27 protein-coding genes and 2 pseudogenes are annotated in these 26,632 nt (G+C 58.3%); 17 read left to right on the forward strand and 12 right to left on the reverse strand.

What is annotated here, in order from left to right:
* Positions 1–12 precede the first annotated feature (12 nt).
* From O3S81_RS20640 to O3S81_RS20655, 4 genes are all read right to left on the reverse strand, one after another.
* The gene (locus O3S81_RS20640; protein WP_269346201.1) at positions 13–1,137 is read right to left on the reverse strand and encodes an amino acid ABC transporter permease; all 1,125 of its coding nucleotides are present in this window, start codon (positions 1,135–1,137) and stop codon (positions 13–15) included.
* Positions 1,134–2,345: an ABC transporter permease subunit gene (locus O3S81_RS20645; RefSeq protein WP_269346203.1), complete on the reverse strand. Its 1,212-nt coding sequence runs from the start codon at positions 2,343–2,345 to the stop codon at positions 1,134–1,136. Before O3S81_RS20645 ends, O3S81_RS20640 begins: the two co-directional genes overlap by 4 nt.
* A 59-nt stretch (positions 2,346–2,404) precedes the next feature.
* Positions 2,405–3,436: a transporter substrate-binding domain-containing protein gene (locus O3S81_RS20650; protein ID WP_269346323.1), complete on the reverse strand. Its 1,032-nt coding sequence runs from the start codon at positions 3,434–3,436 to the stop codon at positions 2,405–2,407.
* 422 nt (positions 3,437–3,858) lie between these two features.
* A complete protein-coding gene (locus tag O3S81_RS20655; RefSeq protein WP_269346206.1) occupies positions 3,859–4,755 on the reverse strand; it encodes a LysR family transcriptional regulator in 897 nt (298 codons plus the stop codon).
* 131 nt (positions 4,756–4,886) lie between these two features.
* On the opposite strand from O3S81_RS20655, the gene glyA reads away from it, so the two are divergent.
* From glyA to purU, 3 genes are all read left to right on the forward strand, one after another.
* On the forward strand, positions 4,887–6,164 hold the full coding sequence (gene glyA / locus O3S81_RS20660) for a serine hydroxymethyltransferase (protein WP_269346207.1): 1,278 nt from the start codon (positions 4,887–4,889) through the stop codon (positions 6,162–6,164).
* 115 nt (positions 6,165–6,279) lie between these two features.
* Positions 6,280–7,176: a bifunctional methylenetetrahydrofolate dehydrogenase/methenyltetrahydrofolate cyclohydrolase FolD gene (gene folD / locus O3S81_RS20665; protein ID WP_269346209.1), complete on the forward strand. Its 897-nt coding sequence runs from the start codon at positions 6,280–6,282 to the stop codon at positions 7,174–7,176.
* Between the two features lie 21 nt (positions 7,177–7,197).
* Positions 7,198–8,094: a formyltetrahydrofolate deformylase gene (purU, locus tag O3S81_RS20670; RefSeq protein ID WP_269346211.1), complete on the forward strand. Its 897-nt coding sequence runs from the start codon at positions 7,198–7,200 to the stop codon at positions 8,092–8,094.
* 85 nt (positions 8,095–8,179) lie between these two features.
* Here purU and O3S81_RS20675 read toward each other — a convergent pair.
* Both O3S81_RS20675 and gst read right to left on the reverse strand, forming a co-directional pair.
* Positions 8,180–8,431, reverse strand: a pseudogene (locus tag O3S81_RS20675) (hypothetical protein); the annotation flags it as partial.
* A gap of 39 nt (positions 8,432–8,470) precedes the next feature.
* Entirely contained in the window at positions 8,471–9,169 is a 699-nt protein-coding gene (gene gst, locus O3S81_RS20680; RefSeq protein ID WP_269346213.1) for a glutathione S-transferase, read from the reverse strand.
* A 345-nt stretch (positions 9,170–9,514) separates the two neighbouring features.
* Between gst and O3S81_RS20685 the strand changes: the two genes are divergently transcribed.
* Both O3S81_RS20685 and O3S81_RS20690 read left to right on the forward strand, forming a co-directional pair.
* The gene (locus O3S81_RS20685) at positions 9,515–9,976 is read left to right on the forward strand and encodes a DUF4126 family protein (RefSeq protein ID WP_269346215.1); all 462 of its coding nucleotides are present in this window, start codon (positions 9,515–9,517) and stop codon (positions 9,974–9,976) included.
* Positions 9,973–11,340, forward strand: coding sequence for an FAD-containing oxidoreductase (locus tag O3S81_RS20690; protein WP_269346217.1), 1,368 nt, complete (start codon positions 9,973–9,975; stop codon positions 11,338–11,340). Before O3S81_RS20685 ends, O3S81_RS20690 begins: the two co-directional genes overlap by 4 nt.
* Positions 11,341–11,501: 161 nt before the next feature.
* Here the strand turns inward: O3S81_RS20690 and O3S81_RS20695 are convergent.
* A pseudogene (locus O3S81_RS20695) lies at positions 11,502–11,732 on the reverse strand (nucleoside kinase); the annotation flags it as partial.
* 177 nt (positions 11,733–11,909) lie between these two features.
* Between O3S81_RS20695 and O3S81_RS20700 the strand changes: the two are divergent.
* Entirely contained in the window at positions 11,910–12,287 is a 378-nt protein-coding gene (locus tag O3S81_RS20700) for a VOC family protein (RefSeq protein ID WP_269346219.1), read from the forward strand.
* Between the two features lie 18 nt (positions 12,288–12,305).
* Positions 12,306–13,190 (forward strand): arginase family protein, encoded by an 885-nt coding sequence (locus O3S81_RS20705; protein ID WP_269346221.1) that lies wholly within the window; start codon positions 12,306–12,308, stop codon positions 13,188–13,190.
* Between the two features lie 374 nt (positions 13,191–13,564).
* Here the strand turns inward: O3S81_RS20705 and O3S81_RS20710 are convergent, their stop codons facing one another.
* From O3S81_RS20710 to O3S81_RS20725, 4 genes are all read right to left on the reverse strand, one after another.
* Positions 13,565–14,443: a carbohydrate ABC transporter permease gene (locus O3S81_RS20710; protein ID WP_269346223.1), complete on the reverse strand. Its 879-nt coding sequence runs from the start codon at positions 14,441–14,443 to the stop codon at positions 13,565–13,567.
* A complete protein-coding gene (locus O3S81_RS20715; protein WP_331284198.1) occupies positions 14,443–15,531 on the reverse strand; it encodes a carbohydrate ABC transporter permease in 1,089 nt (362 codons plus the stop codon). The genes O3S81_RS20710 and O3S81_RS20715 overlap by 1 nt, the downstream gene beginning before the upstream one ends.
* Before the next feature lie 13 nt (positions 15,532–15,544).
* Positions 15,545–16,813 (reverse strand): sugar ABC transporter substrate-binding protein, encoded by a 1,269-nt coding sequence (locus O3S81_RS20720; protein ID WP_269346227.1) that lies wholly within the window; start codon positions 16,811–16,813, stop codon positions 15,545–15,547.
* Between the two features lie 332 nt (positions 16,814–17,145).
* Positions 17,146–17,973 carry an alpha/beta fold hydrolase gene (locus tag O3S81_RS20725; RefSeq protein WP_269346325.1) on the reverse strand — a complete coding sequence of 276 codons (828 nt, stop codon included), beginning with the start codon at positions 17,971–17,973 and terminating at the stop codon, positions 17,146–17,148.
* Between the two features lie 71 nt (positions 17,974–18,044).
* Between O3S81_RS20725 and O3S81_RS20730 the strand changes: the two genes are divergently transcribed.
* From O3S81_RS20730 to O3S81_RS20775, 10 genes are all read left to right on the forward strand, one after another.
* Entirely contained in the window at positions 18,045–18,677 is a 633-nt protein-coding gene (locus O3S81_RS20730) for a TetR/AcrR family transcriptional regulator (protein ID WP_269346229.1), read from the forward strand.
* 468 nt (positions 18,678–19,145) lie between these two features.
* On the forward strand, positions 19,146–19,553 hold the full coding sequence (locus tag O3S81_RS20735; RefSeq protein WP_269346326.1) for a low affinity iron permease family protein: 408 nt from the start codon (positions 19,146–19,148) through the stop codon (positions 19,551–19,553).
* 105 nt (positions 19,554–19,658) lie between these two features.
* Positions 19,659–20,276 carry a flavodoxin family protein gene (locus O3S81_RS20740; protein ID WP_269346231.1) on the forward strand — a complete coding sequence of 206 codons (618 nt, stop codon included), beginning with the start codon at positions 19,659–19,661 and terminating at the stop codon, positions 20,274–20,276.
* 322 nt (positions 20,277–20,598) lie between these two features.
* Complete coding sequence (locus O3S81_RS20745) at positions 20,599–20,916, forward strand: PepSY domain-containing protein (protein ID WP_269346232.1); 318 nt, start codon at positions 20,599–20,601, stop codon at positions 20,914–20,916.
* 28 nt (positions 20,917–20,944) lie between these two features.
* Positions 20,945–21,547 carry a general stress protein gene (locus tag O3S81_RS20750; protein ID WP_269346234.1) on the forward strand — a complete coding sequence of 201 codons (603 nt, stop codon included), beginning with the start codon at positions 20,945–20,947 and terminating at the stop codon, positions 21,545–21,547.
* 74 nt (positions 21,548–21,621) lie between these two features.
* A complete protein-coding gene (gene catE, locus O3S81_RS20755) occupies positions 21,622–23,778 on the forward strand; it encodes a catalase C (RefSeq protein ID WP_269346236.1) in 2,157 nt (718 codons plus the stop codon).
* Between the two features lie 45 nt (positions 23,779–23,823).
* A complete protein-coding gene (locus O3S81_RS20760; protein WP_269346238.1) occupies positions 23,824–24,324 on the forward strand; it encodes a YciE/YciF ferroxidase family protein in 501 nt (166 codons plus the stop codon).
* Positions 24,325–24,403: 79 nt separating this feature from the next.
* The gene (locus O3S81_RS20765; protein ID WP_269346240.1) at positions 24,404–25,063 is read left to right on the forward strand and encodes a DUF6766 family protein; all 660 of its coding nucleotides are present in this window, start codon (positions 24,404–24,406) and stop codon (positions 25,061–25,063) included.
* A 10-nt stretch (positions 25,064–25,073) separates the two neighbouring features.
* Positions 25,074–25,697 (forward strand): cysteine hydrolase family protein, encoded by a 624-nt coding sequence (locus tag O3S81_RS20770; RefSeq protein WP_269346242.1) that lies wholly within the window; start codon positions 25,074–25,076, stop codon positions 25,695–25,697.
* A 121-nt stretch (positions 25,698–25,818) separates the two neighbouring features.
* A complete protein-coding gene (locus O3S81_RS20775; RefSeq protein WP_269346244.1) occupies positions 25,819–26,016 on the forward strand; it encodes a hypothetical protein in 198 nt (65 codons plus the stop codon).
* A gap of 21 nt (positions 26,017–26,037) precedes the next feature.
* Here the strand turns inward: O3S81_RS20775 and O3S81_RS20780 are convergent, their stop codons facing one another.
* Positions 26,038–26,268 (reverse strand): hypothetical protein, encoded by a 231-nt coding sequence (locus tag O3S81_RS20780; RefSeq protein WP_269346246.1) that lies wholly within the window; start codon positions 26,266–26,268, stop codon positions 26,038–26,040.
* Positions 26,269–26,632: the final 364 nt, after the last annotated feature.

The raw sequence follows: 26,632 nt of genomic DNA on the forward strand, positions 1-26,632 counted from the left end.
TGTTTCATCAGCTCAACGGCTACCTGTTGCCATGTGGTCTTCGAGCTTGCGTGCGGCATAGGTGATCATCGAGCCGATGAGGAAATAGGTTACGAGAAGAAACGAGAGCACTTCGAACGTCCGGTCGCCATACTGCGGGTTCGCGAGGATCATCTGCCCGGCACGAAGGAAGTCCGTGAGGCCGATGATGAAGACGAGCGGGGCCGAGTTGAAGATGTCGAGCACGTTGCCGACCAGCGGAGCGACAACGACCCGCAACGCCTGCGGCAGAACGATCGAGCGGTTGATATCGAACTCGCTCATGCCGAGGGAGCGTGCCGCTTCGGTCTGCGTCCGCGGCACCGCCTGGAGGCCGCTTCGAACGTATTCAGCGACGTAGGCGGAATAGAAGATCGTGAAGCCTATCATGCCCCGCGCGACGTCTGCGAGCCCCCACCGAGGCGCCAGGACGGGCACCAGGATCCAAATCCAGTAGACGACCAGGATGAGCGGAACCGAGCGCATGACTTCGATGTACCAGGTGCAGATGATCCGCAGGCTCGACAGACGGCTCTGGCGACCGAGGGCGAGAAGGATTCCGATCGGCAGGGAGAGAACCGATGTCACCAGCGTAAGGAGTACGCTAAGCAGCAGTCCACCCCAAAGGCCGACACCCGGAGGCGCCATGACGGCCACGACGACAATGAAGCCCGTAAACGCAGCGGCCGGAAGGACCTTCCTGGACGCGGACACATAGGAGGTCAGGGACCAACCAAGTATGGTCGACGTGATGATCCCGCTGGCGGGTAGTGCGTTTCCGAATCCGCGATCTACGATCAGTAGCAGGACCGGCACCAGCAGTAGAACGAGACCGTGGTGAGGCCTGAAATGGAAGACACAGCCGAGGCCCGCGCCAAGAGTTGCGCCGATGATTGCCGAGGCAGTCCATGCACGCCAGGCTTGGTCGGCAGGAAACACACCGATCATGAGAACACGAAGGCTCTGCACGATGATATCCCACTTCGCCGACATGATTGCCCACTCAACGATCGAACAGGCGAGCCAGAGGACACCTGGAATAACAAGGAGGGAAAGGACGACGTCGAAAGGCTTGCCGAAGAGGTTGTAACGGCTCCACTTGATTGAGGTGGCAATCATCGTAAAACTCCCGGTGGGTTCAGACGGCGGTTTGCCCAGTAGACGATCATGCTGATGAGCCAGCTCAGGATCAGGTACGACACCATTACGATGATGATGCCTTCGAGACTGTGGCCCGTCTGGTTGGCGACTGTTCCGTAGATGTTGAAGAGATCGGGATAGCCGATGGCGATGCCCAGGGCCGTGTTCTTCGTCAGGCTGATGTACTGGTTGCCGAAGGACGGCAGGACCACACGGAAAACCTGTGGGAGCACGATGTCGTTCACGGTGTCGCGCCGACTCAAGCCGAGCGAGGCCGCAGCCTCCCACTGCGACTTCGGCAGGGCGTCGATCGCGCCACGAACAGTCTCCGCGATGAACGACGCGCTGTTCACGACAATGGCAAGAAGAAGGGCTGCCATTTCGGGGCTAATGCTGGTTCCGCCGCTAGCCTTGAACTTATTGGCGACCGGGAAATCCAGCGCAATCCCGCCCGTCAGGAACAGGAGCGTGAAGCATATGATGGCTGCAGCGACGCAGACGCGCCGGATGCCCTTGATAGGGTCGAAGATGGCTCCGAGAACAGAAACCCAGGCGAGCGTGACCAGCGCCATCGAGATCATGGAGTCGCCGTCGGCCCAGGAAAGGGTCGGGATGAAGACGCCCTGCTGACTGACGATCAATCCGTAAAGGTGCACGGCCGATGCCATCGGCGGAAAGCGCAGGATAACAGCGAAGTACCAGAACACGAGCTGGATCAGCAGTGGCGTGTTGCGAACAAACTCGACGATCCAGAAACAGAGATTGCGCACAACCCAGTTGGTCGAGAGGCGGCCGATGCCGAGCATCGTGCCGAGAACGGTGCTGAGGATGACCGCAAGGATCGCGACCTTCGCGGTGTTGAAGATGCCGGTGACGAAAGCAGATGCGATCGTCATATCGGACGAGAAGAGCGTGAAGTCGGGAAGGAAAGTTTCGCCGGAGGTCAGCGTCCAGCCTTCACTGATGTCGAAGCCCGCGGTGTTTGCAAGAAATGAAAAGCTGAACCGGATGCCCTTCTCGGCAAGTCCGGACTTTACCGCATATGCCAGAAGGCCGACGAGCGCGATGACGATGGCTATAATCCCGAACTGGATTGCATCGTGCCGTATGCGGTTGCTCAGGCGTCGCGACTTCATCTGATCTTGGTCTACCATGCCGTGGACCGCATTCGTTGCACGGGTTGTCATTTTCGTCAGGCTCCAAGTGTCAGGGGGCCGAAATATCACGATCCCGACCCCAGCCGCCGTTAGTTCCAGAGCGGCGAATAAATCGCTCCACCCTGCGTCCAGAGCGCGTTGGGCGTGCCCTTGCGATCGAGATACATCTTCGTCTTCGGGCCGAGGTTGCGGTCATAGATTTCGCCATAGTTGCCTACGGCCTTGATGGCCTGAGCGATGAAGTCATCAGACAGGCCGAAGTCCTTGCCATAGCCACTGCCTGCGCCCAGGAACTTCTGAACGAACGGATCTTCGCTCTTGAGCTTCTCGGCAAGATTGGCCTGCGAGATGTTGGACTCTTCTGCCTGGAAGAGGCCGTATTCAATCCAGCGAACGGCGTTGCGCCATTTGGAGTCATTGGCGACGACGAAGCCGCCAAACGGTGACTTGTCCAACGTGTCCGGGAGGATCAGATAGTCGGCGGGCTTCGGTGCGTTTCCTGCCCATGCTGCGAGTGCAGACTTGTCGGTGCTCATTGCATTGCACCGTCCGGAGTTGAGCGCGGAGAACAGCTTCTCGAGGTTTTCGTAGGTCAGGACCTTGGAGTCCTTCCAGCCGCGCGCCTTGAAGGCTGCCGTCAGGACGGTCTCGGTTGCAGATCCCTGCGTCGTGCAGATCGTCGCGCCGTCGAGATTGCCGAATTCCTTGATACCGGAATCCGCCTTTACCATCAGTCCAGTGCCGTCGTAGAAGTTGATCGGAAGGAAGTCGATCGCGATGGACGATTCACGCGCAGGCTTGATGGTGGTGTGTGCGAAAACGACATCGACCTGACCCGTCAGTACGGCGTCGAACCGGCTTTTATCGGTTACGGTGATGAACTTGACCTTGGAAGCGTCGCCAAGGACGCCGGCGGCAACTGCCTTGCAGAAATCGACATCGAGGCCTTCCATCTGGCCCGTGGTCGTATTCAGATAGCCAAAGCCTGGCGCGGTATTGTCGGTGCCGCAGTTGAGCACGCCACGCTGCTTGACGGTATCGAGCACGGATGCGGACGTCTGTGTTGCCGCAAATGCAACGCCTGCGAAAATGCCCGCGGTGAGGATTTTCAATAGATTCATCTCGGTTCCCCTTTCGGATCGCGATAGCGACGGTGACGCCAAGTAATGAGCGTTGGCCCTCATCGAAAGTCCGGTTGGACGCTGGTGGCGTTGTCGCCATTCTGAAACGCGTCGTTCCCACTGTTGGCCAAGGTCTGCGTGCGATCCTCGCTCCCAGTCCCATCCTTTGGCATGAGGAACATAAGGAGGGGGTATATTCAAATCTACTTAATTTTTCTTGTGGGATACATTAGCAAAACTGTTTTATCATGATCTGGGCAAAGGAATATCCGGATCGGTTCCCGAGTGTGATCTCGAGAATTGCGAATGCGATGAGGAGGACCAAGGAGCCTGGCCTCGGAAGGGCTCTACATGCTGACGGATTCAGTCGATCTCTAACTCCGGAGCTACCTTTAGGGCCATTGGGCGTCGTCGAGCTCGAATTAGGCGAGGGGCGGCTTCTCCGCCATCCTGTCCAGGAACACCTGAAGGGCAGGGCTGCGTTTCTCCTCGCGCCGGAAGGCAAGAAAGATTTTTCGACGGATTTCCGGAACGAGGCGGCAGACCCACACATCTTCCAGATCGTAGCTGGCGCGCAGACCCGGAAGGATGGAGATCCCATAGTTCTGCCGGATCAGCGCGATCGTGACCTCGAAGCCTTTGCATCGCGCCACGATGTTCGGTTTGAAGCCTTCTTCCTTGCAGGCTTCCACGAGCATCTTCGTATAGGTGTCGGACGCAGTGTCGATGGCCCATCGCTCGTCACGAAGTTCCCGCAGCCCGACCGTCGGCTGTTCCGACAGACGGTGCTCTTTGGAGACCATGACGTTGAAGACATCCTCCATCAGAAAGATTGTTTCAACGTTCGGATCGAGTGCACCCGTCGGCATGTTCAAGTCGTCGATGATGGCGACATCCGTCTGCCAGCTCCGGAGAGCGGCAATGCTTTCGGCCGGCTCCATCTCGTCGAACTGCACGGTGAGGTAAGGGTGACGCTCGGCAAGGTCGTAGACGACCTTCGGGATGACCGCGGCCGCGACAGAGGGGAAGGCGGCTACACGCAACTCGCCGGAGACGACGCTCTTGAGCTCGGCGATATCCGCCTTCGCAGACTCGATCTCGATCAAAATCCTTTCGGCGCGCTGGACAAGCTGCTGGCCGGCGGGCGTCATCACAACACCTCGGCCGCGCCGTTCGACAAGACGGATTCCGACTTCTTCCTCCAGGAGCGCAATCTGTTGCGAGACTGCAGACGGCGAGACGTAGAGCGCTTCGGCTACGGCCGCCATGGTTTTCCGTATTGACAGCTCCCGAAGAGCGCGCAAGCGTCCGATATCCATTGCCATCTCCTCAGAAGCATCTTCTGAATCGTTAGCATAAATGAATATATAAGCAAATATTATTAACTTTTTCTGGTGTTTCTATAGGCCTAGGTTCCCTCCCACGAAATTCGAGGAATTGGAGAACCCAGATGACCAACGCTGCCAGAGCGCATTTTACCACAACAGTTCAAGAGGTTGATCCGCTCGTCGCCGACGCCCTGGCGTCGGAGCGCGCTCGTCAGCAGAACCAGATCGAACTCATAGCCTCGGAGAACATCGTCAGCCGTGCGGTTCTCGATGCCCTGGGGCACGAGATCACCAACAAGACTCTGGAAGGCTATCCGGGCAACCGCTTTCATGGCGGCGGCCAGTTCGTAGACATCGCCGAGCAGGCCGCAATCGATCGCGCCAGGCAGCTCTTCAATTGTGGTTACGCCAATGTTCAGCCGCATTCGGGCACCCAAGCCAACCTCGCTGTATTTTTTCTGCTCCTGAAGCCGGGTGAAAAAGTTCTCTCGCTTGATCTGGCAGCCGGCGGCCACCTGTCGCACGGCATGAAGGCGAACCTGTCGGGCCGCTGGTTCGACGCCAACAACTACAACGTCAATCCACAGAACGAGGTTATCGATCTCGACGAGATGGAACGGATCGCGGAAGACGTTCGTCCGAAGCTGCTCATCACAGGGGGCTCCGCATATCCCCGGGAACTGGACTTCGAGCGGATGTCGAAGATCGCGAAGAAGGTCGGCGCATACTTTCTGGTCGACATGGCACACATTGCAGGCCTTGTGGCTGGCGGCGTCCATCCTTCGCCGTTCCCGCACGCCGACATCGTTACCTGCACGACGACGAAGACGCTTCGCGGACCCCGCGGCGGTCTGATCCTCACCAATAACGAGGAATGGTACAAGAAGCTGCAGGCCGCCGTCTTCCCGGGCGTTCAGGGTTCGCTGCACAGCAACGTTCTGGCCGCCAAGGCGATTTGCCTCGGTGAGGCGCTTCGAGACGACTTCAAGGTCTATGCGCGGCAGGTCGTCGCCAACGCGAAAGTTCTTGCCAACACGCTTGCCGACCGTGGCGTCCGTATCGTTTCCGGCGGTACCGATACCCACATCGTCCTTCTGGATCTCTCCAGCAAGGGGCTTCTCGGCAAGCAAGCCGAAACCCTGCTGGCTCGGGCGAACATCACGTCGAACAAGAACCCGATTCCCGGTGACTCCCCGCGCCCTCCGGAATGGGTCGGCATGCGCCTCGGCTCATCCGCTGCGACCACGCGCGGTCTCAAGGAGGAAGAGTTCCGTGTGCTTGGAAAGGTGATCGCCGACCTCATCGACGCCGAGACCCAGGGCAAGACCGACAAGGTGGTCGATGGCGCCAAGGCCACGATCGCTGAACTGACGAGCAAGTTTCCTGTCTATGGACACTGATGTCAGCCTAACGCCGGACGCACATGATGCCGCACGGTCATATTGAACGCGCGGCATTTCCCTTTCACAGACCCAGCTTGCTGGTGCGAACTTTGATCGAATGGAGACGCATCCCATGGGAATGGACAGATTCACACGCGCCGCGAACATCGACGGCAAGCAGTTTGCCACGAAACTGCTGGAGCGTGTCAGGTCGGACGTCGAAGTGCTCAAGACAGAAACGGGCGTCGTTCCGGGTCTTGCGGTCGTACTCGTCGGTGACGATCCGGCGAGCGCCGTCTATGTCGCCTCCAAACATCGCCAAACGATTGCCGCCGGCATGAAATCCTTCGAGTACCGGCTGGCGGCGGAGACGACCCAGGACGAACTCCTCGCGCTGGTGAACCGGCTTAACGTCGATCAGGAAGTCCATGGGATCCTGGTGCAGCTACCGCTACCTGCCCACCTCGATCCGAACGCGGTGATCCATGCCATCAATCCCGACAAGGATGTTGACGGCTTTCATATCTCGAATGCTGGTCGTCTCGCCACCGGCAATCCCGCGCTGGTTCCATGCACTCCTCTCGGCTGCATGATGCTCGTCAAGGATACGCTGGGCGAGAACCTCTCGGGACTTCATGCGGTGATCGTCGGGAAGTCGAACATCGTTGGCAAGCCGATGGCGCAGATGCTGATGAATGCCCACTGCACGGTAACCATCGTTCATTCCCAGACGAGGAACCCTGCGGAGCTTTGCCGCGCAGCCGACATCCTCGTCGTCGCGGCAGGTCGTCCCCGTCTCGTTCGCGGCGACTGGATCAAGCCAGGCGCGGTCGTCATCGATGTCGGCATCAATCGGATAGACGGCGACGGCAAGTCAAAGATCGTCGGCGACGTTGCATACGGGGAAGCGGGCCACGCCCGCGCCATCACGCCCGTTCCCGGCGGTGTTGGTCCGATGACCATCGCCTGCCTGCTATCGAACACGCTGACGGCCTTTCGCAGACATCACGCCTTGGCCGTTGCGGCCTGAGACCGAACAAGGATTTCTCAAATGACGACCACACACCCTCGTTACGCACTTCGCGTTGCCTGTCCGTCGATCCGCGGCGTGACCGCTGCCATCGCGACTTATCTCTCGGAGAACGGCTGCAACATTTCTGACAGCGCGCAGTTCGATGACGCTGACACGGGACGCTACTTCATGCGCATCAGCTTTCAACCGGAGGAAGGGCATTCGCTTGAACAGCTCCGCGAAGGGTTCAGGCCAATCGTGGAGAAGTTCGATGCCAACGCCGAGTTCTTCGACGAGACCGAGAAAAGGAAGGTGATCCTGATGGTGAGCCGCTTCGGCCACTGCCTGAACGATCTTCTCTACCGCTGGAGGATTGGGGCGCTGCCGATCGATATTGTCGGCGTCATCTCGAACCACATGGACTACCAGCGGGTCGTCGTGAACCATGACATCCCGTTCCATTGCATCAAGGTCACAAAGGAGGAGAAGCCGGAAGCCGAGGCGAAGCAGATGCAGATTGTCGAGGACTCCGGAGCAGAACTCGTCGTGCTCGCCCGCTATATGCAGGTCCTCTCCGATGAAATGTGCCGAAAAATGTCCGGCCGCATCATCAACATCCACCACTCGTTCCTGCCAAGCTTCAAGGGCGCCAACCCCTACAAGCAGGCGTTCGAGCGGGGTGTGAAATTGATCGGCGCGACGTCGCATTACGTCACGGCCGATCTCGATGAGGGTCCGATCATCGAGCAGGACATCGTCCGCGTCACCCACGCTCAGAGCGGCGAGGATTATGTCAGCCTCGGCCGCGACGTCGAAAGCCAGGTGCTCGCCCGAGCCATCCACGCCCATATTCATGGACGCGTGTTCATCAACGGTAGCAAGACGGTCGTGTTCCCTCCCTCTCCCGGTTCCTACGCGTCTGAGCGCATGGGCTAATCGAAAGCGATGACAACTATCGCCAGATATCCGCTCCGCAGTTGTGGGTCAAAATTCATGCATACCAGAAATGCGGCAGTTGGGTTTACGCCGCTTCCCAGACCTGATTGAGAATGCGCGCTGCCAGTACAGCCTTGTCCTGTTGCAGAAAGCGACCATAGTGATTGGCCACCATTTCTGGCGTGTCCTGGATTGCGTAGCTCGCCTGTTCGCAGGAGCCCGTCAGCTTCAGGATGTGGGTAGCAAGAACATCCCGGACATTATGCGGCCCGTGAGGAGGCAGCCCCTTGATGGCGCCGCGGCCGGTATAAGGATTGTAGATACCATAGCCCTGGATCGCACAACAAACAAAGCGATGGCGCCTCGCCGATACAAGTCAACCAGCTACCTTTCGGAGTGATTTCTCAATTTCTCCTCCGCAATAGGCGTTGCCATAGTCTTCAAAACTTTTACTGTTCAAAGCAGCCAGCGGAGCTGTAGCTCCCACTCTTCTGGAGAGACCCCAGATTATGGGGGAGGCGTCCTCGATGAGGACTTTAATGGCTGGGAACCGATCAGCTATAGTCGTCCAAAGGATTGCGGTTACGATATCTGCGACGCCGATCTTTTCCGTTCCGAGCATAAAACCGGAAGTCGCACTCAAGCCGTTTCGTGCTCCGGTGTCCGCGAAAATACGGACCCATTTTCGGAAACGCGGGACGAACTCTTCCCACTTTTCAGGCGTCCACATCTCGCGTCCACCGTTGAGTGTCAACTCATCAAGGACGTCATTGGCATCGTTTACGATCTTGGCGCTGAGCATGCGGCCTTCAACAGTTGTCGGCAGGATATCCAGCCGCTCTCCGAGGTAGATGACGATCACCGGCATCTGAGAGATTGCAAAATTGCGTTCACGGTCAATCAGAACCGGTGGTCCCATGAAAGCGACCGGCTGCTTTTCAACCCCGCAATCCATAATACCTTCAATCGCATCGACACCGTGTTCATCCCAGGAACACCCGCAATGGGCCAGAATTCCGCGAATGAACTGACCTCGAAACGGAACTGGCCAATAATAAAGGTCGAAGTCGCTCATGTCGTACTCCATTGGTCATGCAAACCACTAACGGGGCTGGTTATTGCTGGTTCCCACAATGTATTGAGCGCGAACTGAGCTCTGACCCTATGTATTGTCCGGATGATCGCGATCTCTGCGTCGATTCCGCACCGCTATCGACCGAACTGCCCGGGAATGGTACGCTCAAGACCTACCGGGCCCTGGGCCACGGCATGTGGACGATCAACAGGGACATGGTCAACGCTGACATCCGACCGTTCTCCAGAGTGGATGCCTCCAGACGCGCGACGGTAGCCCCGCTATCTGTCCGACGACCAGGCACCGCGGCACGTTCTTGATTTGCGCAACTTTCAGGGGACCTGCATGCTCATTCTTCTCACAATTCTCATTGGAATCGTCGCAGGTCTACGCGCCATGACCGCTCCCGCTGTAATTGCCTGGGGTGCCTATCTCGGATGGTTCGATATCTCCCAAAGCAGTCTCTCCTTCATGGGGTCGATCTGGGCCGTGGCGATTTTTACCGTGCTTGCCATCGTCGAACTCATCACCGACCAGCTGCCCGGAACGCCTTCACGCAAAGTGCCCATGCAGTTCGGAGCACGCATCGCGACGGGCGCTCTCAGCGGTGCGACGATCGCCGCAACTGAGGGCATGGTGGTTGTTGGGCTCCTCGCGGGCGTGATCGGCGCTGTGATCGGAACATTTGGCGGTGCGGCTGGTCGCGCCTATCTCGCCAACGGGTTCGGCCGTGACCTCCCCGCTGCCCTGGTCGAAGATGCGGTCGCCATTGCACTTGCACTGCTCACCGCGGCGGCCGTGTCATGAGAGAGTACGACGCGATCTTCATTGGAGCCGGACAGGCCGGACCGTTCCTCGCCGCCCGCATGGCCGCGATGGGCCGCAAGGTAGTCCTGATCGAACGGAAGTTTCTTGGCGGAACCTGCGTAAACGCCGGATGCATGCCGACCAAGGCCCTGGTTGCCAGTGCCAAGACCGTCGAGGTCGCACGGCGTGCATCCGAATTCGGCGTCAAGATTGATGGCGAACCGATCGTGGACATGCCGGCCGTTGCGGCCCGCGCCCGGAAGGTGACCCTTGACGCGCGAAGCGGTCTGGCGGCATGGTTCGACAGCCTCGAGACGATGGATGTGGTCTATGGCCACGCCAAATTCGTCGCCGCGAAGGCCGTGGCCGTGGACGGGAAGCACTACACCGCGCCGCAGATTTTCATCAATGTGGGCGCGCGACCGCACATCCCCGAAGTTCCGGGCCTGGCCGACGTGCCCTATCTCACGAGCACCTCGGTGATCGGACTCGAGGAATTGCCGAAGCACCTGGTCGTTCTCGGTGGCAGCTATATCGGACTGGAATTCGCCCAGATGTATCGGCGCTTCGGCGCGGAAGTCACTGTCATCGAGCGCGGGCAGCATCTGGCCCCCCGGGAGGACACCGATATCTCGCAAGCCATTGCGGATATCCTGACCAGGGATGGCATCAACGTTCTTCGGGGCCACAATCTGCTGTCCATTGCCAGAGACGGCGCAGACGTGGTCGTGCGGACTGATCAGGGCGAAGTCCATGGCAGCCATGTCCTGGTCGCCGTCGGACGCCAGCCGAATACCGACGATCTGGGGCTCGATCTTGCAGGCGTTGAGACTGATCGGCGGGGCTTTATCACGGTGGATGGGCGTCTGCAGACGACTGTCGACGGCGTCTGGGCACTTGGCGACTGCAATGGGCGAGGGGCCTTCACCCACACATCCTACAATGATTTCGAGATCGCAGCGGCGAATCTCCTCGATGGCGGCGACCGCAAGGTGACCGACCGCATCCTCGGCTATGGCCTCTACATCGATCCACCGCTGGGACGTGTTGGCATGACGGAGCGCCAGGCGAAGGAGGCCGGCCACAGGATCAAGGTCTCGACCCGTCCCATGAGCCGTGTCGGCCGTGCCATCGAGAAGGGCGAGACGCTCGGCCTCCTGAAACTCGTCGCCGATGCCGACACCGACCAGGTGCTCGGCGCCGCCTTTCTCGGGGTCGGGGGTGACGAGGCGGTCTACGGCGTTCTCGACGCCATGAACCTCGGGGCCACAACCGAAAAACTCCAGTGGGCGGTACCAATCCATCCGACCGTCGGAGAATTGGTGCCGACGTTGATCGGCGACCTCAGGGAACCTGACGTTTAGCCCGCACCGAACTGAGAGCGGAAATGATTTCCGCCATGCAGCAATACGGTCGTCAAGACGCCCGGTTTGTCGGGTTTAGTGCTGCCGGTCGACTACGAAAGCGACAATGCCGCCAGAGAGCCGTTCAGGCGGCTAGCGTCTTTCCGCATAGTTTCGGGGGTTCAGGTGAGTTGAGAGAGAATATCGTCGATGACGCTTGGGACGGTGCCCGCCGTCTCGATATTAATGCCAACGGGAAGACATTCCCGGGAATGACGGTAGCGGAGTACCGGTGCCCGCTCATTCGGCCGCCCATCTATTCGTCGGTTCAACGTCTCAACATCGATGTCGAGCACGAAAACCTTGTCGAATATGTCCAGGGATTTGTGGAATTGCGCGAGCCCCCCACAGAACGCGCAAAGGGCTATGAGCCCAAGCGAACAATAGGTCAGCGTCGAGAGCAGCGGCTGCTTTGCGTCCTCGTGTTGGTCGTCCCCACCACCCGCATTGTCTCCTGCCAAACGATAAGCGGCTGACGGAACAATGATCGGAGGCTGTCGTTAGGGTAAAAACCTGGAATGGAGGCCGTCGTGATCCATCATATTTCGCTAGGGACGAACGATGTCGGGCGTGCAAAGCGCTTTTATGATGCCGTTTTGCCAATTCTCGGCATTTTACCTATGGCTGAGGACGAGGGTGGGTTAGGCTACGGAAGCGGCACGTTTCACTTCAGCGTTCAGGTTCCGATTGATGGACAACCGGCGACGGTGGGTAATGGCACTCATATTGCCTTTGCCGTCGAGGACCGCTCGATGGTCAATCGATTTTACGCAGAGGCATTAAAATATGGCGGCCGCGACGATGGCGCGCCGGGGCTGCGGCCGAACTACGATGCAAACTACTATGGAGCATTCGTCCGCGATCCGGACGGTCACAAACTAGAGGCCGTGACTTACTCTGCTAAATAGCCGCTAACGGAGGTTCGCATGCAGGCCCTTCCCTATGCAATTCTCGAAGCCCCCTCCACGTTGGGTCTGGCGACCGACGGTGTGGAGCTGTTACCCGAGCAACTCCTGAGCCTTGGTCTCGCTGAATGCATTCATGCGCGCCGAGTGGGGCGGTTGGCCGTACCTGCGAAGAACCCCTCACCTGATCCCGAGACGGGCGTCCTGAATGCAGGGGCAATTGCGGTGTGGTCACCCAAGCTCGCCGACGCAGTGGAGGCAGTGCTTGATGCGGGCGAATTCCCGGTCGTACTCGGCGGAGATTGCACGATCGTGCTGGGTTCGATGCTCGCCTTTCGGCGACGTGGTCGTTACGGTTTGCTCTTCATCGACGGCAACGCGGATTTCTTCCAGCCGGAGGCTGAACCCAACGGTGAGGGTGCCTCGATGGACCTCGCTCTGGTCACCGGCTACGGCCCGTCGCTTTTGACCGATATTGAAGGCCGCGGCCCTCTGGTCCGTCCCGAAGACGCCGTTGCGTTTGCATATCGCGATCATAAGGATCAGGAGGAATATGAAAGCCAGCCGCTTCCAAAGGAGCTCAAGACGATGGATCTTCCCGCCCTGCGCGCAACGGGTGTCACGGCCGCTGCGTGCGAAGCGGTCGAGCACCTGACGCGAGAGGAGCTGGACGGCTTTTTCATCCATCTCGACGCCGATTGTCTTGATGACGCGAGTATGCCGGCTGTCGATTTTCGCGTGCCGGGCGGATTGTCGTGGGACGAACTCGCTGCGGTGCTGCGGATCGCCCTGGCCAGTGGCAAGGCAGCCGGCATCGAAATCACCATTTATAATCCGCGCCTTGACGAGGACGGTGCTGCCGGACGGGGCCTGACTGACGTGTTAGCGAAAGCGCTCGCAAGCTGACGGCAGGATGCAAAACCGAGTTATTTTGGGATCTCGGCACGAAACGGAAGCCGAACGCTGTTGATTGCCACCCGGCGTTGGCGTCAACCCCTCGCGCTGGACCACGGGACGCGGAAAAACTGATACACTCTGCGGACCTGAATCGGAGAAGGCTCATGAAATCCTGGGGTCCAGCCCGAGGGGTTCACTCCTATATCGCGTCGCATTTACCGCAGGTTCGACGGTTCGATTCCCTTCAAAGTGGGGAGGGAAATATCCACCGTTTATGCATGTCTTGGAATTTTCCTGCGCTGGCAGAAGACAGCGCGGATGAGCCGAAAACACCAGCTTGCGAGCTTACCGTTAACTCGCGTAATCCGATGCAGGGTGAGAGGTTATCCCTTTATTCCGCTTGCCGCGATACTGGAGATGAACAGCCTCTGCAGGCAGAGATAAAAGATAAGCACCGGCAGGGTGATGATGGTGAGGTAGGCCATGACCTCACCCCAGGGCGTGTTGAGCTGGAAGAAATATTGCAGCCCTACCATCACGGGTCGATAGGCCTCGGATTGGGTCACGAGAAGCGGCCATAGATATTGCTGGCTGTACATGACGAGGAACTTCAGGATCGCGGCCGTTGCTATGACCGGGCCGCTCAGCGGCATCACCACCTGCGCGTAAATCCGCAGCCAGCTTGCCCCGTCGATGCGTGCTGCCTCCAGCAACTCCTTCGGCAGATCCTTGAAGTATTGCACGAAGAGGAAAATGGTCAGCCCATCTGCGACCCAGGGAATGATCTGCACATGCCAGGAGTTGAGCCACCCCCAGGTGAACCCTTCGCTGCCGATCCATGGCAGATTGTTGACTTCCAGCAATAGCGGCACGGCAATCGTTTCAAAGGGAATGATGAGCGTGGCGAGGATGATCGAGAAGAGAACATCCTTTCCGCGCCAGTTCAAGAATGTGAAGGCGAAGGCGGCAAGCGAGCCAAGCAGCAGGGCGAGAAACACGGTGATGCCCGTCACAAGAACTGAATTGAATATGAAGGTGGCAATCGGTGCCCGGGCGAAAGCTGCCGCGTAGTTTTCAAGCGAAAGAATTCCCACCGGCAGGAAGGCGCGTATCGACGTGGCGTCACGCAGCAACTGGTCGTTCGGTTTCAGCGACGAGAATCCCATGAACAACAGGGGCAGAATGAAGATCGCCGCGAAGGCGATCATGAGGGCATAGTTGCCAATCAGAAAGGCGAGGCTCTTGCGTTGTCCGGCCTGCATCATTGCTTCTCCCGTGTCAGATATCGCTGGATCAGGGAAATGCAGAGAACAAGCAGGAAAAGCACAACCGAAATTGCCGAGCCTGCTGCAATATCCTGCTGCCGGTATCCCCGCTCAACTGCCTGGTAGACGATGCTCTGGGTCGAGTCGCGCGGCCCGCCTTTGGTCATCACATCGATCTGCGCAAAAAGCGCAAAAGCCTGCATGGTGATGACGATGATGATCAGCACCGCCGTGTTGCGCAGCAGCGGCCAGGTTATCATGCTGAACTTCTGCCAGCGGCTCGCTCCTTCGATATCGGCTGCCTCATAGAGATCCGGAGCGATGGTCTGCAGGCCGGAAAGCCATATGACCATGTGGAAACCGACGCCCTGCCAGACCGACATCACCAGAATGGCCCAGAGGGCGGTATCGGTTCTGCCCAGCCAGTCGACAGGCTGGAGTAGCCCGAAGCTCATGTACCTCAAAAGGCTGTTCAGCAACCCGTTATCGGCCGCATAGATGAACCGCCAGAGAAGTGCCACCACCACCACCGACAACACCACCGGCATGAAGTAGATTGCGCGGAAAATCGTGACGCCGGGAATCTTCTGGTTCACCAGCAGGGCGAGAAACAGCGCCAGCGCGGCCTGAACCGGCGCGACGACCACCACGAAGGAAAGCGTATTGACGAGGGCTGTCAAAAACACGACGTCGCTCGCCAGAATAACGATCTGGTTGTTGCCCCAGCTGAAGCTCTTATATTCCCGCATTCCTTCCAGATGGGGATAACCGGGGTTGTTGCGGGTAAAACTGCGAATTCTCGGATAGGAGATGGCGCCATCGGCATCTCGCTTGATGCTCCCGTCCGCCTCCTTTTCCGGTTCGAGTGTCAGCATTCCCACACCCAGCAGCCGGCTGTAATTTTCAAAGCCGACAAGCCCGGTCGGATTGGGAGACGTCAGCCGCTGGTTGGTGAAGGAAAAACCGAGCCCCAGCAGAAAGGGTGTGATCAGGAACAGTCCGATCAGCACCATCGCCGGTGCGGCCATGAACCATCCCGTGAAACCATCGCGGGTCAGTTTTCCCGGGGAAGAAAAGCGCGGCATAGGTGACGTACCCCTATTTGGGCCGGTAACCGGAATTGCGCTCTATGTTGTTGTTTATCTCGTCCGTTGCATTGTCCAGCGTATCGGCAACATCCGCGCCGTTGGCGATATCGGACACCGCCTTGGCAAAGACCGGCGAGATGAAGGCATAGGCCGGCGTTGCCGGACGCAACGTTCCCTGGCGCCTGGAGAGATCGAAGAAAACCTCGAGCGGGCCGCCCTGCCTATAATTCCCTGTCATCTGGGCCGCCGAAGACGTGGCCGGGATCAGGCCGATCGCGTCGGAGAACTGCGCGAGATATTTGTCCTGTATGGCGAATTCGATAAAGGCGGACGCGCCTTCGGGATGTTTGCTGGTGGCCGACACGCCGAACTGCCAGGATCCGGCGCCGATCTTCGGACCGTTGCCGAAATCAGGCGCCGGCAGGAATAGCAGATCGTCTCCGTATTTCTCCAGAGCCTTTACCGCAACCCAGTTGCCCATCCATTGCAGGGCGTGGCGCCCTTCCAGAAATCCGGTTTCATGGTCGGCAGGTGATTGCGAGGTTCCGGGCGCAAGCTTTTTCTCGAACAGCGATTGCCACCATTCTCCGAACTTGACGGCATTGTCTCCGTTAAGGACGTTCTCGGCGGTCTGGTAACCCTGCTTGTCGATCAGGCTGCCGCCGAAGCTTTCCAGAAACGGGCTGAAGGCATAACTGTACCATTCGGTCTTGTCGGCCATGCCGAGGTCGATTGCATATTCGAACTTGCCGCTGGTGGCGAGCTTTTCGAGCGCCGCATTGAATTCCTCGCCGGTCCATGGCTGTTCAAGGCTTGGAATGCGAATACCGTTTTCATCGAGCACCGATTTGCGGGCGAATATTGCTACCGCTGCGTCCCACAGGCCGACGGAATAGAGCTTGTTTCCCCACCTGCCGACGGCGCCGGGCAGAAAATTCGCAAGCTTTGCCTCATCAATCTGCAAGGGCTGCAGATAACCGGACCAGGCCCAGTTCGGCATGTTCGGCCCGTCGACATCCAGAATGTCGGGCAGCTTGTTGGAAAGCGCTGCGGCGGTGACGGATTCGTTATAGGCGTTCTGGGGGAACTCCTGAAGCGAGACCCGCCAGTCCGACTGAGACGAATTGAAGTCGTCTATGATGCCGGCCAGGATCTTGCGTTCTTCCACATTGCCCGCGCCGTGATACCACATCGTCAGGTCGGTCTGCGCGAATGCAACGGTGGAAAAAAGCGTCGACAACGCAACGGCTGCACCCACAAAAATGGCTTTGGTGATCATGGATGGTCCTCCTCCTGATGAAGAGTAACTTCAACATCCACCGATTGTTCCGCAAAAAACTGTATTGTTGCGCTGCGCCCGGCCGTTCAACATTGGTGGTGCTTTGCGGTAGATGATCATGCTGATGAGGTATGGCCGGGCATTTTCGAGAACTCGTCTTGATGAGATCGGAGCAATGCGCATCTCGCAGAATTCGGAGATTTTCCGCTGACAATGACGTGATGAAAGATCGTGTTTGGGCATGCTTGTTCATTTCTTTCGGCACCAGCGCTGGCTCTCCACATGCCACTCCCATCGACAGCTTGGGGACCGCTGTGTCGCCGCGCCCCCGTCTACTGGTCATCGGTCCGAACCCTTGGCGATACTTCAGCTGTGAAGGCAAGGACCGTTTCGTTGAATTCGTCTGGACGCTGCAGCGGCGCAAAGTGACTAACACCGGGCAGGATGTTTAAGGTGGCGCCGGGAATAACTTCGGCCAGATAGCTGGCATGCTCTCGCTTTATGAACTCGTCATTCTCGCCAAGTGCGACGAAGACGGGCACCTCAATGGCGCCAAGGTCCTCTTTGGTATAGTTCGGCTGTGTTCGCATCATCAGTCCTACCGCGCTGACGAATTGGTCGAAGTCGGCTGGCGTGGCGGAGAGCGCGGTGTAGTCTTTCCTGTGGCGGCTGAAGCAGCGATCAAGAAGCGGGCTGGGTTCAATCTGCTTTGTGCCACCGGGATCCATGTTACAGGCAAAAAAGAAGACGCCCGCCGCACGTGCCGGTGCCTTGGATGCAAAAACGAGGGCGACGCAGGCGCCGTCACTCCAGCCGACGAGGGCAGCCCTGTCGAGGGAAAGGTGATCCATCACGGCGGCGACGTCAGAAGCCATGAGTTCATAGGAATATGGTCTGTCATCGCGAGTGCTGCGACCGTGCCCGCGACTGTCGATCGTCACGACGCGATGGCCTGCCGCTACCAAAGCTGGCACCTGATATCCCCAATTGCCGCTGTGGCCGAGGCCGCCGTGCAACAGGATAACGGGAGGGCCGCTGCCAAATGATGCATACCAGATCAAGGCCCCGTTATGCTCCACGCGATCCTCGTGGTCGGGGGTAGGAAGAAGGGGGGCTCCATGTTCGGCAAACTGGACAAGGTCGTCGTCACATGAATTCATATCGCGTTCCGATTTTTTAAAGCTGGGTCTCTGCCATTGACACATACCAACCGTACGGTATGAATATTCGAATGTCCAGACCAACCAAACATGCTCCTGAGCGCGGTGATGCCCGAAACCGACTCCTTGAAGCCGCAAGAGACACCATTCGCGCCAAAGGCTTCGCCTCGACCAGCATCGATGATCTTTGTAAGGCGGCTGAGGTAACCAAAGGGGCATTCTTCCACAACTTCGGCAGCAAGGAAGCGCTGGGAGTCGAGGCTGCGGAATTTTGGGCCAGGACCACTGCGGACTTCTTCGTCGCGGCGTCCTATCATCACCATCGCGACGCGCTGGACCGGGTGCTTGCCTATGTCGCGTTTCGTAAAACGATCATCACGGAGAATCTGGCGGAGTCCAGCTGTCTGGTCGGAACGATGGCTCAAGAGATTTACATGGCCTTCCCCCGCATCCGCGATGCCTGCGGAGCTAGCATTTTCGATCATGCGTCCTCGCTGGAGGCCGATATTGAACTGGCCCGCTGTGAGCGCGGCATCACGGATGATTGGACCGCCGAAAGTCTGGCTCGGTACACACAGACTGTTATCCAGGGGGGATTCGTCCTTGCAAAAGCAGGGAATGACCCGAAGCTCGCGCGCGAAAGTCTCACTCATTTGGAGCGATACATCCGGTTGTTGTTTCGCGTTGCGGAGGATGAGAGATGAGCGAAATCGATGCATGTTCTGCTGGCCTGGTCCACTGGGACGCCAAGCAGTGGATTTGATTCAAGGTGTCGCTGATATTCGATTCTCGTCAAGTTCTGTACTCATTCGTCGCGGGTGGCGTTTTACATCTCGAATGATCCTCGAGGCATTCCACAGCTCGATCCTCAATTGATCTTCCGGCTTGGAAATCCACGCGCCACAAGTAAATTCGCCTAGCTTGATTTCCCCAAATTCCTGTCCTTCGCCTCCGGGGAGGTAACGGCAAACGTGAAATGAGCCTGATCCGCTTTGTCCTCAAAGTATGAGTAAAGTTGGAAGCTCCCAGCGTCACTTTGCCGCTAACTCGGAACCATCCGTATTCTCCTTTGTTAGTGCCATCCCGCGGCGCACATTACCGAACCACCTGTGGGCGATATGACGGGTGCGTTTTGCGTCGACATCTGTGTCAACGGCGAGGTGCAGCGCGCTATGAACAAGTTCTTTACCCTTTTTGCTAGTCGTATTGCGTCTTTTGCCGGCTCGCCGATGGCGTTTATCGTCGCGCTTGGTACGGTCCTCGTCTGGGGAGTAAGCGGGCCGTTGTTCGGCTTTTCGGAGGTGTGGCAACTGGTCATCAACACAGGCACGACCATTGTCACGTTTCTCATGATTTTCCTCGTGCAGAATTCACAGAACAGGGATTCCGCGGCGATGGAAGCAAAACTGGACGAGTTGTTGAGGGCCGTGGAGCAGGCGCGCGCGGATTTCATCGGGATCGAGCATCTCACGGAAGAAGAGATCGAGGACATCCGTGCTCGGCTGGAAAAAGAAAACGGCCCTGAAGGCGAGAAGCCTCCTCCCCATCACGCCATGGCGCGATTGCTTTCCCGACGTTAGGTCACGGCAATTTATCAAGGGGATGGGCGATGGCCGCGCCATCTCGAGGCGACACAGTCACCGAAAACCAACATAGGGCGAAGCCCGCTGACAGAAGGAGTTATCATGTCTCTCACGGCCCTGGCACTGAACGCAACACTCAAGTCATCGACATCGACGGAGCCGTCATCGACAGAAAGACTGCTGGCGTTGATCCTTCGGGAACTCAGCAGTCATGATGTTCGCACCGAGACGATCAGGCTTGCCGATCATGACGTCAAGGCCGGCGTGAGCTCCGATGAAGGCGAAGGGGACGCCTGGCCGGCCATCCGCAAAAAGATTCTTGCCGCCGATATTCTGTTGTTCGGAACACCCATATGGCTCGGACAGCCCTCGAGCGTATGCAAAAGAGCGCTGGAGCGCATGGATGCATTCCTGGACGAAACCGACGAACAGGGGCGGATGGTTTCCTACGGCAAGGTTACTGCGGTGGCTGTCGTCGGAAACGAGGATGGCGCGCACCACGTTTCGGCGGAAATCTTCCAGGCTCTGAATGACGTCGGCTTCACCATTCCGGCAAATGCGGTTGCCTATTGGGTGGGAGAGGCGATGGGGTCTGAGAATTTCGTCGATCTCGATCAAACGCCGGACTCTGTTAAAACCATGATCAGTATGCTTGTGCGCAACACGGTGCATCTGGCTGCGCTCCTCAAAAACCGTCAATATCCGGGCAGCGAAGCCTGAGTTCATTTCTTCCGGACCGGTTGCGACCGGCCTTGTCTCGCCCGTGATCGCAGGGAGCATCTTGCCCACCACCGCTGTCGCGGCTTCGTGAGCGAGGGCGCCGCTGCGTCAGTGGTCATGGCCACTACGTGGTCCGAGTTCTGCTGCAGCGATCATCGCGCGAAACGGCATTTCTCCCGGCAATAATTATTTTCGGAACTCTCCGCATGCCGGTTTGTTCGGGAGGCGTTCATGCCGGCCCGAGATGGGTTTCCCGTCTCTCGGAGGAAAACTCCCGAAAGGGAGGCTCGTAATCCATGATCCTAGCGGAGGAAAAATCCAGATGAAGAAAACTGTTTTCGTTGCGTTGCTCTTAGGGGGCGGTGCGCTGTCGGCTTTCGCCCAGCAGGCGCCAACCGCCAATCCAGGTGGCGATACGCCGGCTGTCGCGACACCGGGCGCCAATAATCCCACAGCTCCGGTTGAAGGCGCGAACAGCTTCACCGAAGCGCAGGCCAGGAAAAGGATGGAAGAGGCCGGCTATACGCAGGTCAAGAACCTGACGAAGGACGACAAGGGTGTGTGGATGGCATCGGGCATGAAGGGCGGCAAGACCGTGGCCATAGCGCTCGATTATCAGGGCAACGTTGTCGCCAAGTAAGGCGCGGGATCTTTTTGGGAGAAATGACATGAGAACTGTAACAGGGCTTTTTGACGACTATGACGATGCAAGCGCCGCCGTCAGCGAACTTGAGACAGCCGGCGTGCCGTCGAGCGATATCAGTATCGTTGCCAGCAATGCCGACAGGCGGCACGGGGAAGATTCCAACGCCGCGGAAGGGGCTGGCGCAGGCGCAGGGATCGGCGCCGTGGTTGGGGGTGCAGGTGGCCTGCTCACCGGACTTGGGCTGATGGCAATCCCGGGCGTCGGGCCCGTTGTAGCCGCAGGCTGGCTTGCTGCAACGGCCGTTGGCGCAGCCAGCGGTGCGGTCGCTGGCGGCGCGGCCGGCGGGCTGATCGGCGCGATGACCCGCTCCGGTGTTTCCGAAGAAGACGCCAACGTCTATGCGGAAGGCATCCGCAGGGGTGGCACGCTGGTGACGGCCAGGGTGGAGGATGAATTCGTACCCGTGGCGGAAGATATTCTCAAGCGCTCAAACGGGGTGGATCCGGCGGATCGCCGTGCGGCCTATCAGGAACAGGGCTGGACGCGTTTCGACGACACACTAAATCCCTACGCGCTGGAAGACGTTGAAAGGGAACGGAACCGCTATCGCCGTTCGGCGATCTGACAGGAAACCCGTCATCGTCAAGCAGGGGGCATGGCTCCGCCGTCGCCCCTTGCGGTCGCTATTCAGGAGCTGATATGGCCAGCAAACCACCACAGTCCACCTCGTTCGCCCGCAAGGCAACGGCTGCGACGATCCACGATCAAAAGCTTCACCGGGGCACGGGCGGAGAATTGCATCAGACCGCGGAGGGCGACGATCCTGTCTTGACGACCGCCCAGGGCGGGCCGGTCGCGGATGACCAGAATTCACTTCGGATTGGTCCTCGTGGGCCCCTCGTTGTGGATGATTTTCATTTCCGTGAGAAGATTTTCCATTTTGATCACGAGAGAATTCCCGAGCGCGTGGTTCACGCCCGCGGTTATGGGGCGCACGGTTATTTCGAGACCTATGAATCCCTTGCGGCTCACACCAGGGCTGATCTGTTTCAACGGGCGGGCGAAAGGACCCCGGCCTTCGTGCGGTTCTCGACCGTTGCCGGCAACAAGGGCTCGGCCGACCTTGCACGGGATGTGCGCGGTTTCGCCGTAAAGCTTTATACCAAAGAGGGTAACTGGGATCTCGTCGGCAACAACATCCCTGTCTTCTTCATTCAGGATGCCATCAAGTTTCCGGATCTCATCCATGCCGCCAAGCAGGAGCCCGATCGCGCCTTTCCGCAGGCGCAAACGGCGCATGACACCTTCTGGGATTTCATCAGCCTCACGCCCGAAAGCATGAACATGGTGATGTGGATCATGTCCGACAGGACCATTCCGCGCTCCTTCCGGTTCATGGAGGGTTTTGGGGTGCATACCTTCCGCCTTATCAATGCGAAGGAGCAATCGACCTTCGTGAAGTTTCACTGGAAGCCGAAGCTTGGGTTGCAGTCGGTGGCGTGGAACGAGGCGGTCAAGATCAATGGTGCCGATCCCGATTTCCACCGGCGCGACCTCTGGACCGCAATCCAGTCGGGCAATTTCCCGGAATGGGAATTGCAGGTGCAGCTTTTCGACCAGGATTTCGCCGACAGTTTCGACTTCGACGTCCTCGACCCCACCAAGATCATCCCCGAGGAGATATTGGCACCGAAGCCTGTCGGCCGGCTGGTTCTCGATCGCATGCCGGAGAATTTCTTTGCCGAAACCGAGCAGGTGGCGTTTATGACACAGAACGTGCCGCCGGGTATCGATTTCAGCAACGATCCGCTGCTGCAGGGCAGGAATTTTTCCTATCTCGATACGCAGTTGAAGCGTCTTGGCGGACCGAATTTCACGCATCTGCCCATTAACGCGCCGAAGTGTCCTTTCGCGCATTTCCAGCAGGACGGCCATATGGCGATGCGCAATCCGACAGGACGGGCCAATTATCAGCCGAATTCCTTCGGGGAGGGGCCACGGGAATCGCCAATGCGTGGTTTCCAGCATTTCGCGGCTGAGGAGCAGGGTGCCAAGGCAAGGCTGCGACCGGAAAGTTTTGCCGATCACTACAGCCAGGCGCGGCAATTCTACATCAGCCAGACGCCACCCGAGCAACGTCATATCGCGTCGGCCCTGACGTTCGAACTCAGCAAGGTCGAAACGGTGGCCATTCGTGAGAGAGTGGTTTCGCATCTTTTCAATGTCGACGAAACGCTTGCGGCGACGGTGGCACAGAAGCTCGGCTTTCAGACCATGCCGGAACCAGCGGATACCTCCGTACCGACCCGTCAGGATCTGGAGCCCTCGCCGGCGCTCAGCATTGTTCAACGGGGTCCCAAGCGGTTCGAAGGCCGCAAGCTCGGCATTCTCATCACCGACGGTGTGGATGCAAAGTTGCTAAAGGGTCTTACCCAGGCTGTGATCGCCGAAAAAGCCGTCTTTGAGTTCATCGCCCCCAAGGTTGGCGGTCTCACGGCGTCGGACGGCGCCTTCATCGAGGCCCACCACATGATCGACGGCGGTCCTTCGGTGCTTTTCGATGCTGTTGCGCTGCTGACATCGGCGGCGGCCATCGATGAGCTGATCAAGGAGGCAACTGCCCGGGATTTCGTCGCCGACGCGTTCCAGCATTGCAAATTTATCGGCTACGACCAGTCGGCGCTGCCGTTACTGGAAATCGCTGGAATTGCTGATGCCATGGATGAGGGCGTTCTCCCATTGCCGGGCGAAGGCGGACTTGCGGCCTTCGTGTCAGAGCTCGGCAAGCTACGGGTCTGGGCGCGCGAGCCGTCGCTCAAACTCGGCAGGGCCTCCGTTCCCGTCAACGGGCTATGAAGAAACATCTGTTCCCACTCACCACCCAAGCAACAGGAGACTGAAATGGCTGAGAAGACATTGGAAGACCTTTTCCTCGATACGGTGAAGGATATTTATTTCGCTGAACGTCAGATTCTGAAGGCGCTCCCCAAGATGGCGCGGGCTGCGCAGTCAGCGGATCTGAAGGCGGCATTCGAAAAGCACAGGGACGAGACCGAGGTCCATGTGGAGCGTTTGCAGAATGTCTTTGAACTGCTTGGCAAGCCGGCACGCGGCAAGACCTGCGAGGCGATCCAGGGCATCATCTCGGAAGGTGAGGAGATCATGGAGGAGTTCAAGGGCTCAGCCGCGCTCGATGCCGGGCTTATTTCTTCGGCCCAGGCCGTGGAACACTATGAGATCACCCGTTACGGTACTTTGAAGACCTGGGCAGTCGAACTGGGCATGAAGGAAGCGGCCAGACTGTTCGAACAGACGCTTGGCGAAGAAAGCGCAACGGATACAGCTCTCTCCTCGCTTGCCGAGGCAAGTGCTAACGTCAAGGCCAAATCCAAAGCGGCGTGATCCGCCGCCACGCAGAAGTGCCGCCGAAACCGGCGGCACTTCCGTTTTTGCAGTTGTCTCTTTCATGCGAGGCTGAACCATGAGGCTGTTTCGCGACAATGGATTGACGATTGTCCTTGTCCTGACTTCCCTGCTCACCATTGGGGGCATGCTTGCGACGGGTTGGGTCGTCCACAACGATGAACTCGCACAGCATCAGGCCATGCCGCTCACGCTTTTGTCTTACGTGAAGAGCGGCCATTTTCTGTCCGCCCTGTTCGAAAACTGGGAGAGTGAGTTTCTCCAGATGTCGGCTTATGTCATGCTGACCGCGTTTCTTTTTCAACGAGGCTCGTCAGAATCCAAGAATCCCGACGAAACGGCGCCGCAGGACGAAGATCCTGCGCAAAAAGAAAGTGACCCCGAGGTGCCCTGGCCGGTGAAAGCGGGGGGATTTATCCGCGCCATTTATTCCTACTCCCTGGGGCTGGCGCTGTTTTTCCTCTTTCTCGCGAGTTTTGTCCTGCATCTGAGATACAGTGCGGACGCGGCGGCACTGGAAGCCGCCATGCATGGCGAGCCTGCAACAACGCTGTTTGCGCATCTGGGAAGTGTGGAGTTCTGGTTCGAATCCTTTCAGAACTGGCAATCGGAATTTCTTTCGACCGCCGTTCTCGTCGTTCTCTCCATCTTCCTGCGCTTCCGCGGATCGCCGGAATCGAAGCCCGTTGCCGCCCCTCACAGTAAGACCGGCGGATAGGGGGAGAGGAATGATCGAGTTTTCATCCGAGGGAGACTGGCGACACCTGTGCGTCGACATGCAGCGTCTCTTCGCCGAGGATACACCATGGCATGTCGAATGGATGGACCGCATCAGCGAGCAGGTGGAGGCTGTGGTTCAAGGCGATCCCGCCCGGTGCGTCTTCACCTGCTTCGTGCCGCCGAAAACTGTCGGCGAAGCCCCCGGCGCCTGGAGGGCCTATTATGAAAAATGGCCGATGATGACGCAGCAGTCGCTCGCCCCGGAACTGATTGGTGTTGTGCCGGAGCTGTCGCGCTACATCCCGCCCGCCCGTATCTTTCGTAAAAGCGTCTATTCCCCGTGGCAGTATGGGGGCCTTGGCGAAATCCTGCGGCGGGAACAGGTTTCAACCCTGGTGATTACCGGTGGGGAAACAGATGTCTGCGTTCTGGCCACCGTTCTTGGGGCGATAGACCAGGGTTTTTACGTTATTCTGGTCGAGGATGCGCTTTGCAGCGGAAGGGATGCGACGCACGATGCAGCGTTGACGCTGCTCTCGCGTCGTTTTTCGACGCAGTTGCAGGTATGCGATACGGCAACCCTTCTTGCCGGGCTTCCTCCGCAATCCGCTCCGCGGTTCATGAGGTCCTAGCACCGGAACTGCTCCGGGCGGTCAACGAAAGCAGCCGGTTGGGTGTTGTCACCGAAGAGAGGGAACAAGCTTGTCCGACCGAAGTTAGGCCGCCTATTCACACGAACCGGAGGTTCCAGCCGTGACAGAAGCCATTGATCACGAAACCAGCAACAGCCTGAATATCGAGGCTTCGACCCCCAAGATGGTCAAGATCGTTGTGGGCGAGCGTACGGTTCTGGAAGGCGTGCTAAACACCGGCAGCGTCTTGACCGTGCAGACAAAGGAGGGTGCCGAGCCACAGTCCATCGAACTTGTTGTCGAGGATCTGGCCCGGTGAAGATCGTCGTTTGCGACAGCACTACTCCCGGAAATCGCTCTCGTTCGTTTCCCGTTCGTCGTAGTTGATATCCCAGTCCTTCTCGGGTTTCTTGACGCCGGGCGGCAGCTTGTTGGCAGTTGCATCGTCGGAGCCGGTGATAACCCTTGGCTTCGCGCTTGCCACACCATTGTTATCAGAGGTTTTTTTACCGCGTGCGAATTGCGGTTTGCTGTCCTTGTGGATCTGCTCGAGCTTGTCGTCCTTGTTCATGACATCCTCCGTGATGCCTTCCTAACCTTTTTCCTTCGTCTCTGTTCCCTCAGAGCCTCCGCCAGCCCGGAACCTCTTCAGGTCGCCGGGGTTGGAAAGGTGGGGGCCGGATGAGCGATCCATCATTCTGTGCTCACAAGCGGAGATGAAGCGATGAGCCGATCAGAGGACGATACAAAGCCGGAGCCCGGTACGGACGACGCCCGTTCCGGCGATAGCGAAGAAAGCCGCCGGGACCGTGAACAGACGCGAAAAAACGCGGAACGAATGATCGAACAGAGGCATGGGGGGCAACAATCTGGTGGCGCGGAAAATACCTGACCATCAAGCCGGGTTCACGCTGCTCAGGTTTTCCGGATCAACG

Origin of the sequence: Agrobacterium sp. SOY23 (assembly GCF_027212525.1) — a bacterium.
Classification (GTDB): domain Bacteria; phylum Pseudomonadota; class Alphaproteobacteria; order Rhizobiales; family Rhizobiaceae; genus Agrobacterium; species Agrobacterium tumefaciens_I.

What these genes read in the sequence shown, in the direction of transcription:
- O3S81_RS20735 (WP_269346326.1), top strand. Translation starts at nt 19,146, where the DNA reads ATGAACAAGTTCTTTACCCTTTTTGCTAGTCGTATTGCGTCTTTTGCC.
- O3S81_RS20705 (WP_269346221.1), top strand. Translation starts at nt 12,306, where the DNA reads ATGCAGGCCCTTCCCTATGCAATTCTCGAAGCCCCCTCCACGTTGGGT.
- O3S81_RS20715 (WP_331284198.1), bottom strand. Translation starts at nt 15,531, where the DNA reads ATGCCGCGCTTTTCTTCCCCGGGAAAACTGACCCGCGATGGTTTCACG.
- O3S81_RS20780 (WP_269346246.1), bottom strand. Translation starts at nt 26,268, where the DNA reads ATGAACAAGGACGACAAGCTCGAGCAGATCCACAAGGACAGCAAACCG.
- O3S81_RS20750 (WP_269346234.1), top strand. Translation starts at nt 20,945, where the DNA reads ATGAGAACTGTAACAGGGCTTTTTGACGACTATGACGATGCAAGCGCC.
- O3S81_RS20730 (WP_269346229.1), top strand. Translation starts at nt 18,045, where the DNA reads ATGTCCAGACCAACCAAACATGCTCCTGAGCGCGGTGATGCCCGAAAC.
- O3S81_RS20725 (WP_269346325.1), bottom strand. Translation starts at nt 17,973, where the DNA reads ATGAATTCATGTGACGACGACCTTGTCCAGTTTGCCGAACATGGAGCC.
- O3S81_RS20740 (WP_269346231.1), top strand. Translation starts at nt 19,659, where the DNA reads ATGTCTCTCACGGCCCTGGCACTGAACGCAACACTCAAGTCATCGACA.
- O3S81_RS20770 (WP_269346242.1), top strand. Translation starts at nt 25,074, where the DNA reads ATGATCGAGTTTTCATCCGAGGGAGACTGGCGACACCTGTGCGTCGAC.
- O3S81_RS20650 (WP_269346323.1), bottom strand. Translation starts at nt 3,436, where the DNA reads ATGAATCTATTGAAAATCCTCACCGCGGGCATTTTCGCAGGCGTTGCA.
- O3S81_RS20710 (WP_269346223.1), bottom strand. Translation starts at nt 14,443, where the DNA reads ATGCAGGCCGGACAACGCAAGAGCCTCGCCTTTCTGATTGGCAACTAT.
- O3S81_RS20690 (WP_269346217.1), top strand. Translation starts at nt 9,973, where the DNA reads ATGAGAGAGTACGACGCGATCTTCATTGGAGCCGGACAGGCCGGACCG.
- gst (WP_269346213.1), bottom strand. Translation starts at nt 9,169, where the DNA reads ATGAGCGACTTCGACCTTTATTATTGGCCAGTTCCGTTTCGAGGTCAG.
- O3S81_RS20745 (WP_269346232.1), top strand. Translation starts at nt 20,599, where the DNA reads ATGAAGAAAACTGTTTTCGTTGCGTTGCTCTTAGGGGGCGGTGCGCTG.
- O3S81_RS20720 (WP_269346227.1), bottom strand. Translation starts at nt 16,813, where the DNA reads ATGATCACCAAAGCCATTTTTGTGGGTGCAGCCGTTGCGTTGTCGACG.
- purU (WP_269346211.1), top strand. Translation starts at nt 7,198, where the DNA reads ATGACGACCACACACCCTCGTTACGCACTTCGCGTTGCCTGTCCGTCG.
- folD (WP_269346209.1), top strand. Translation starts at nt 6,280, where the DNA reads ATGGGAATGGACAGATTCACACGCGCCGCGAACATCGACGGCAAGCAG.
- O3S81_RS20765 (WP_269346240.1), top strand. Translation starts at nt 24,404, where the DNA reads ATGAGGCTGTTTCGCGACAATGGATTGACGATTGTCCTTGTCCTGACT.
- O3S81_RS20640 (WP_269346201.1), bottom strand. Translation starts at nt 1,137, where the DNA reads ATGATTGCCACCTCAATCAAGTGGAGCCGTTACAACCTCTTCGGCAAG.
- catE (WP_269346236.1), top strand. Translation starts at nt 21,622, where the DNA reads ATGGCCAGCAAACCACCACAGTCCACCTCGTTCGCCCGCAAGGCAACG.
- O3S81_RS20645 (WP_269346203.1), bottom strand. Translation starts at nt 2,345, where the DNA reads ATGACAACCCGTGCAACGAATGCGGTCCACGGCATGGTAGACCAAGAT.
- glyA (WP_269346207.1), top strand. Translation starts at nt 4,887, where the DNA reads ATGACCAACGCTGCCAGAGCGCATTTTACCACAACAGTTCAAGAGGTT.
- O3S81_RS20685 (WP_269346215.1), top strand. Translation starts at nt 9,515, where the DNA reads ATGCTCATTCTTCTCACAATTCTCATTGGAATCGTCGCAGGTCTACGC.
- O3S81_RS20760 (WP_269346238.1), top strand. Translation starts at nt 23,824, where the DNA reads ATGGCTGAGAAGACATTGGAAGACCTTTTCCTCGATACGGTGAAGGAT.
- O3S81_RS20655 (WP_269346206.1), bottom strand. Translation starts at nt 4,755, where the DNA reads ATGGATATCGGACGCTTGCGCGCTCTTCGGGAGCTGTCAATACGGAAA.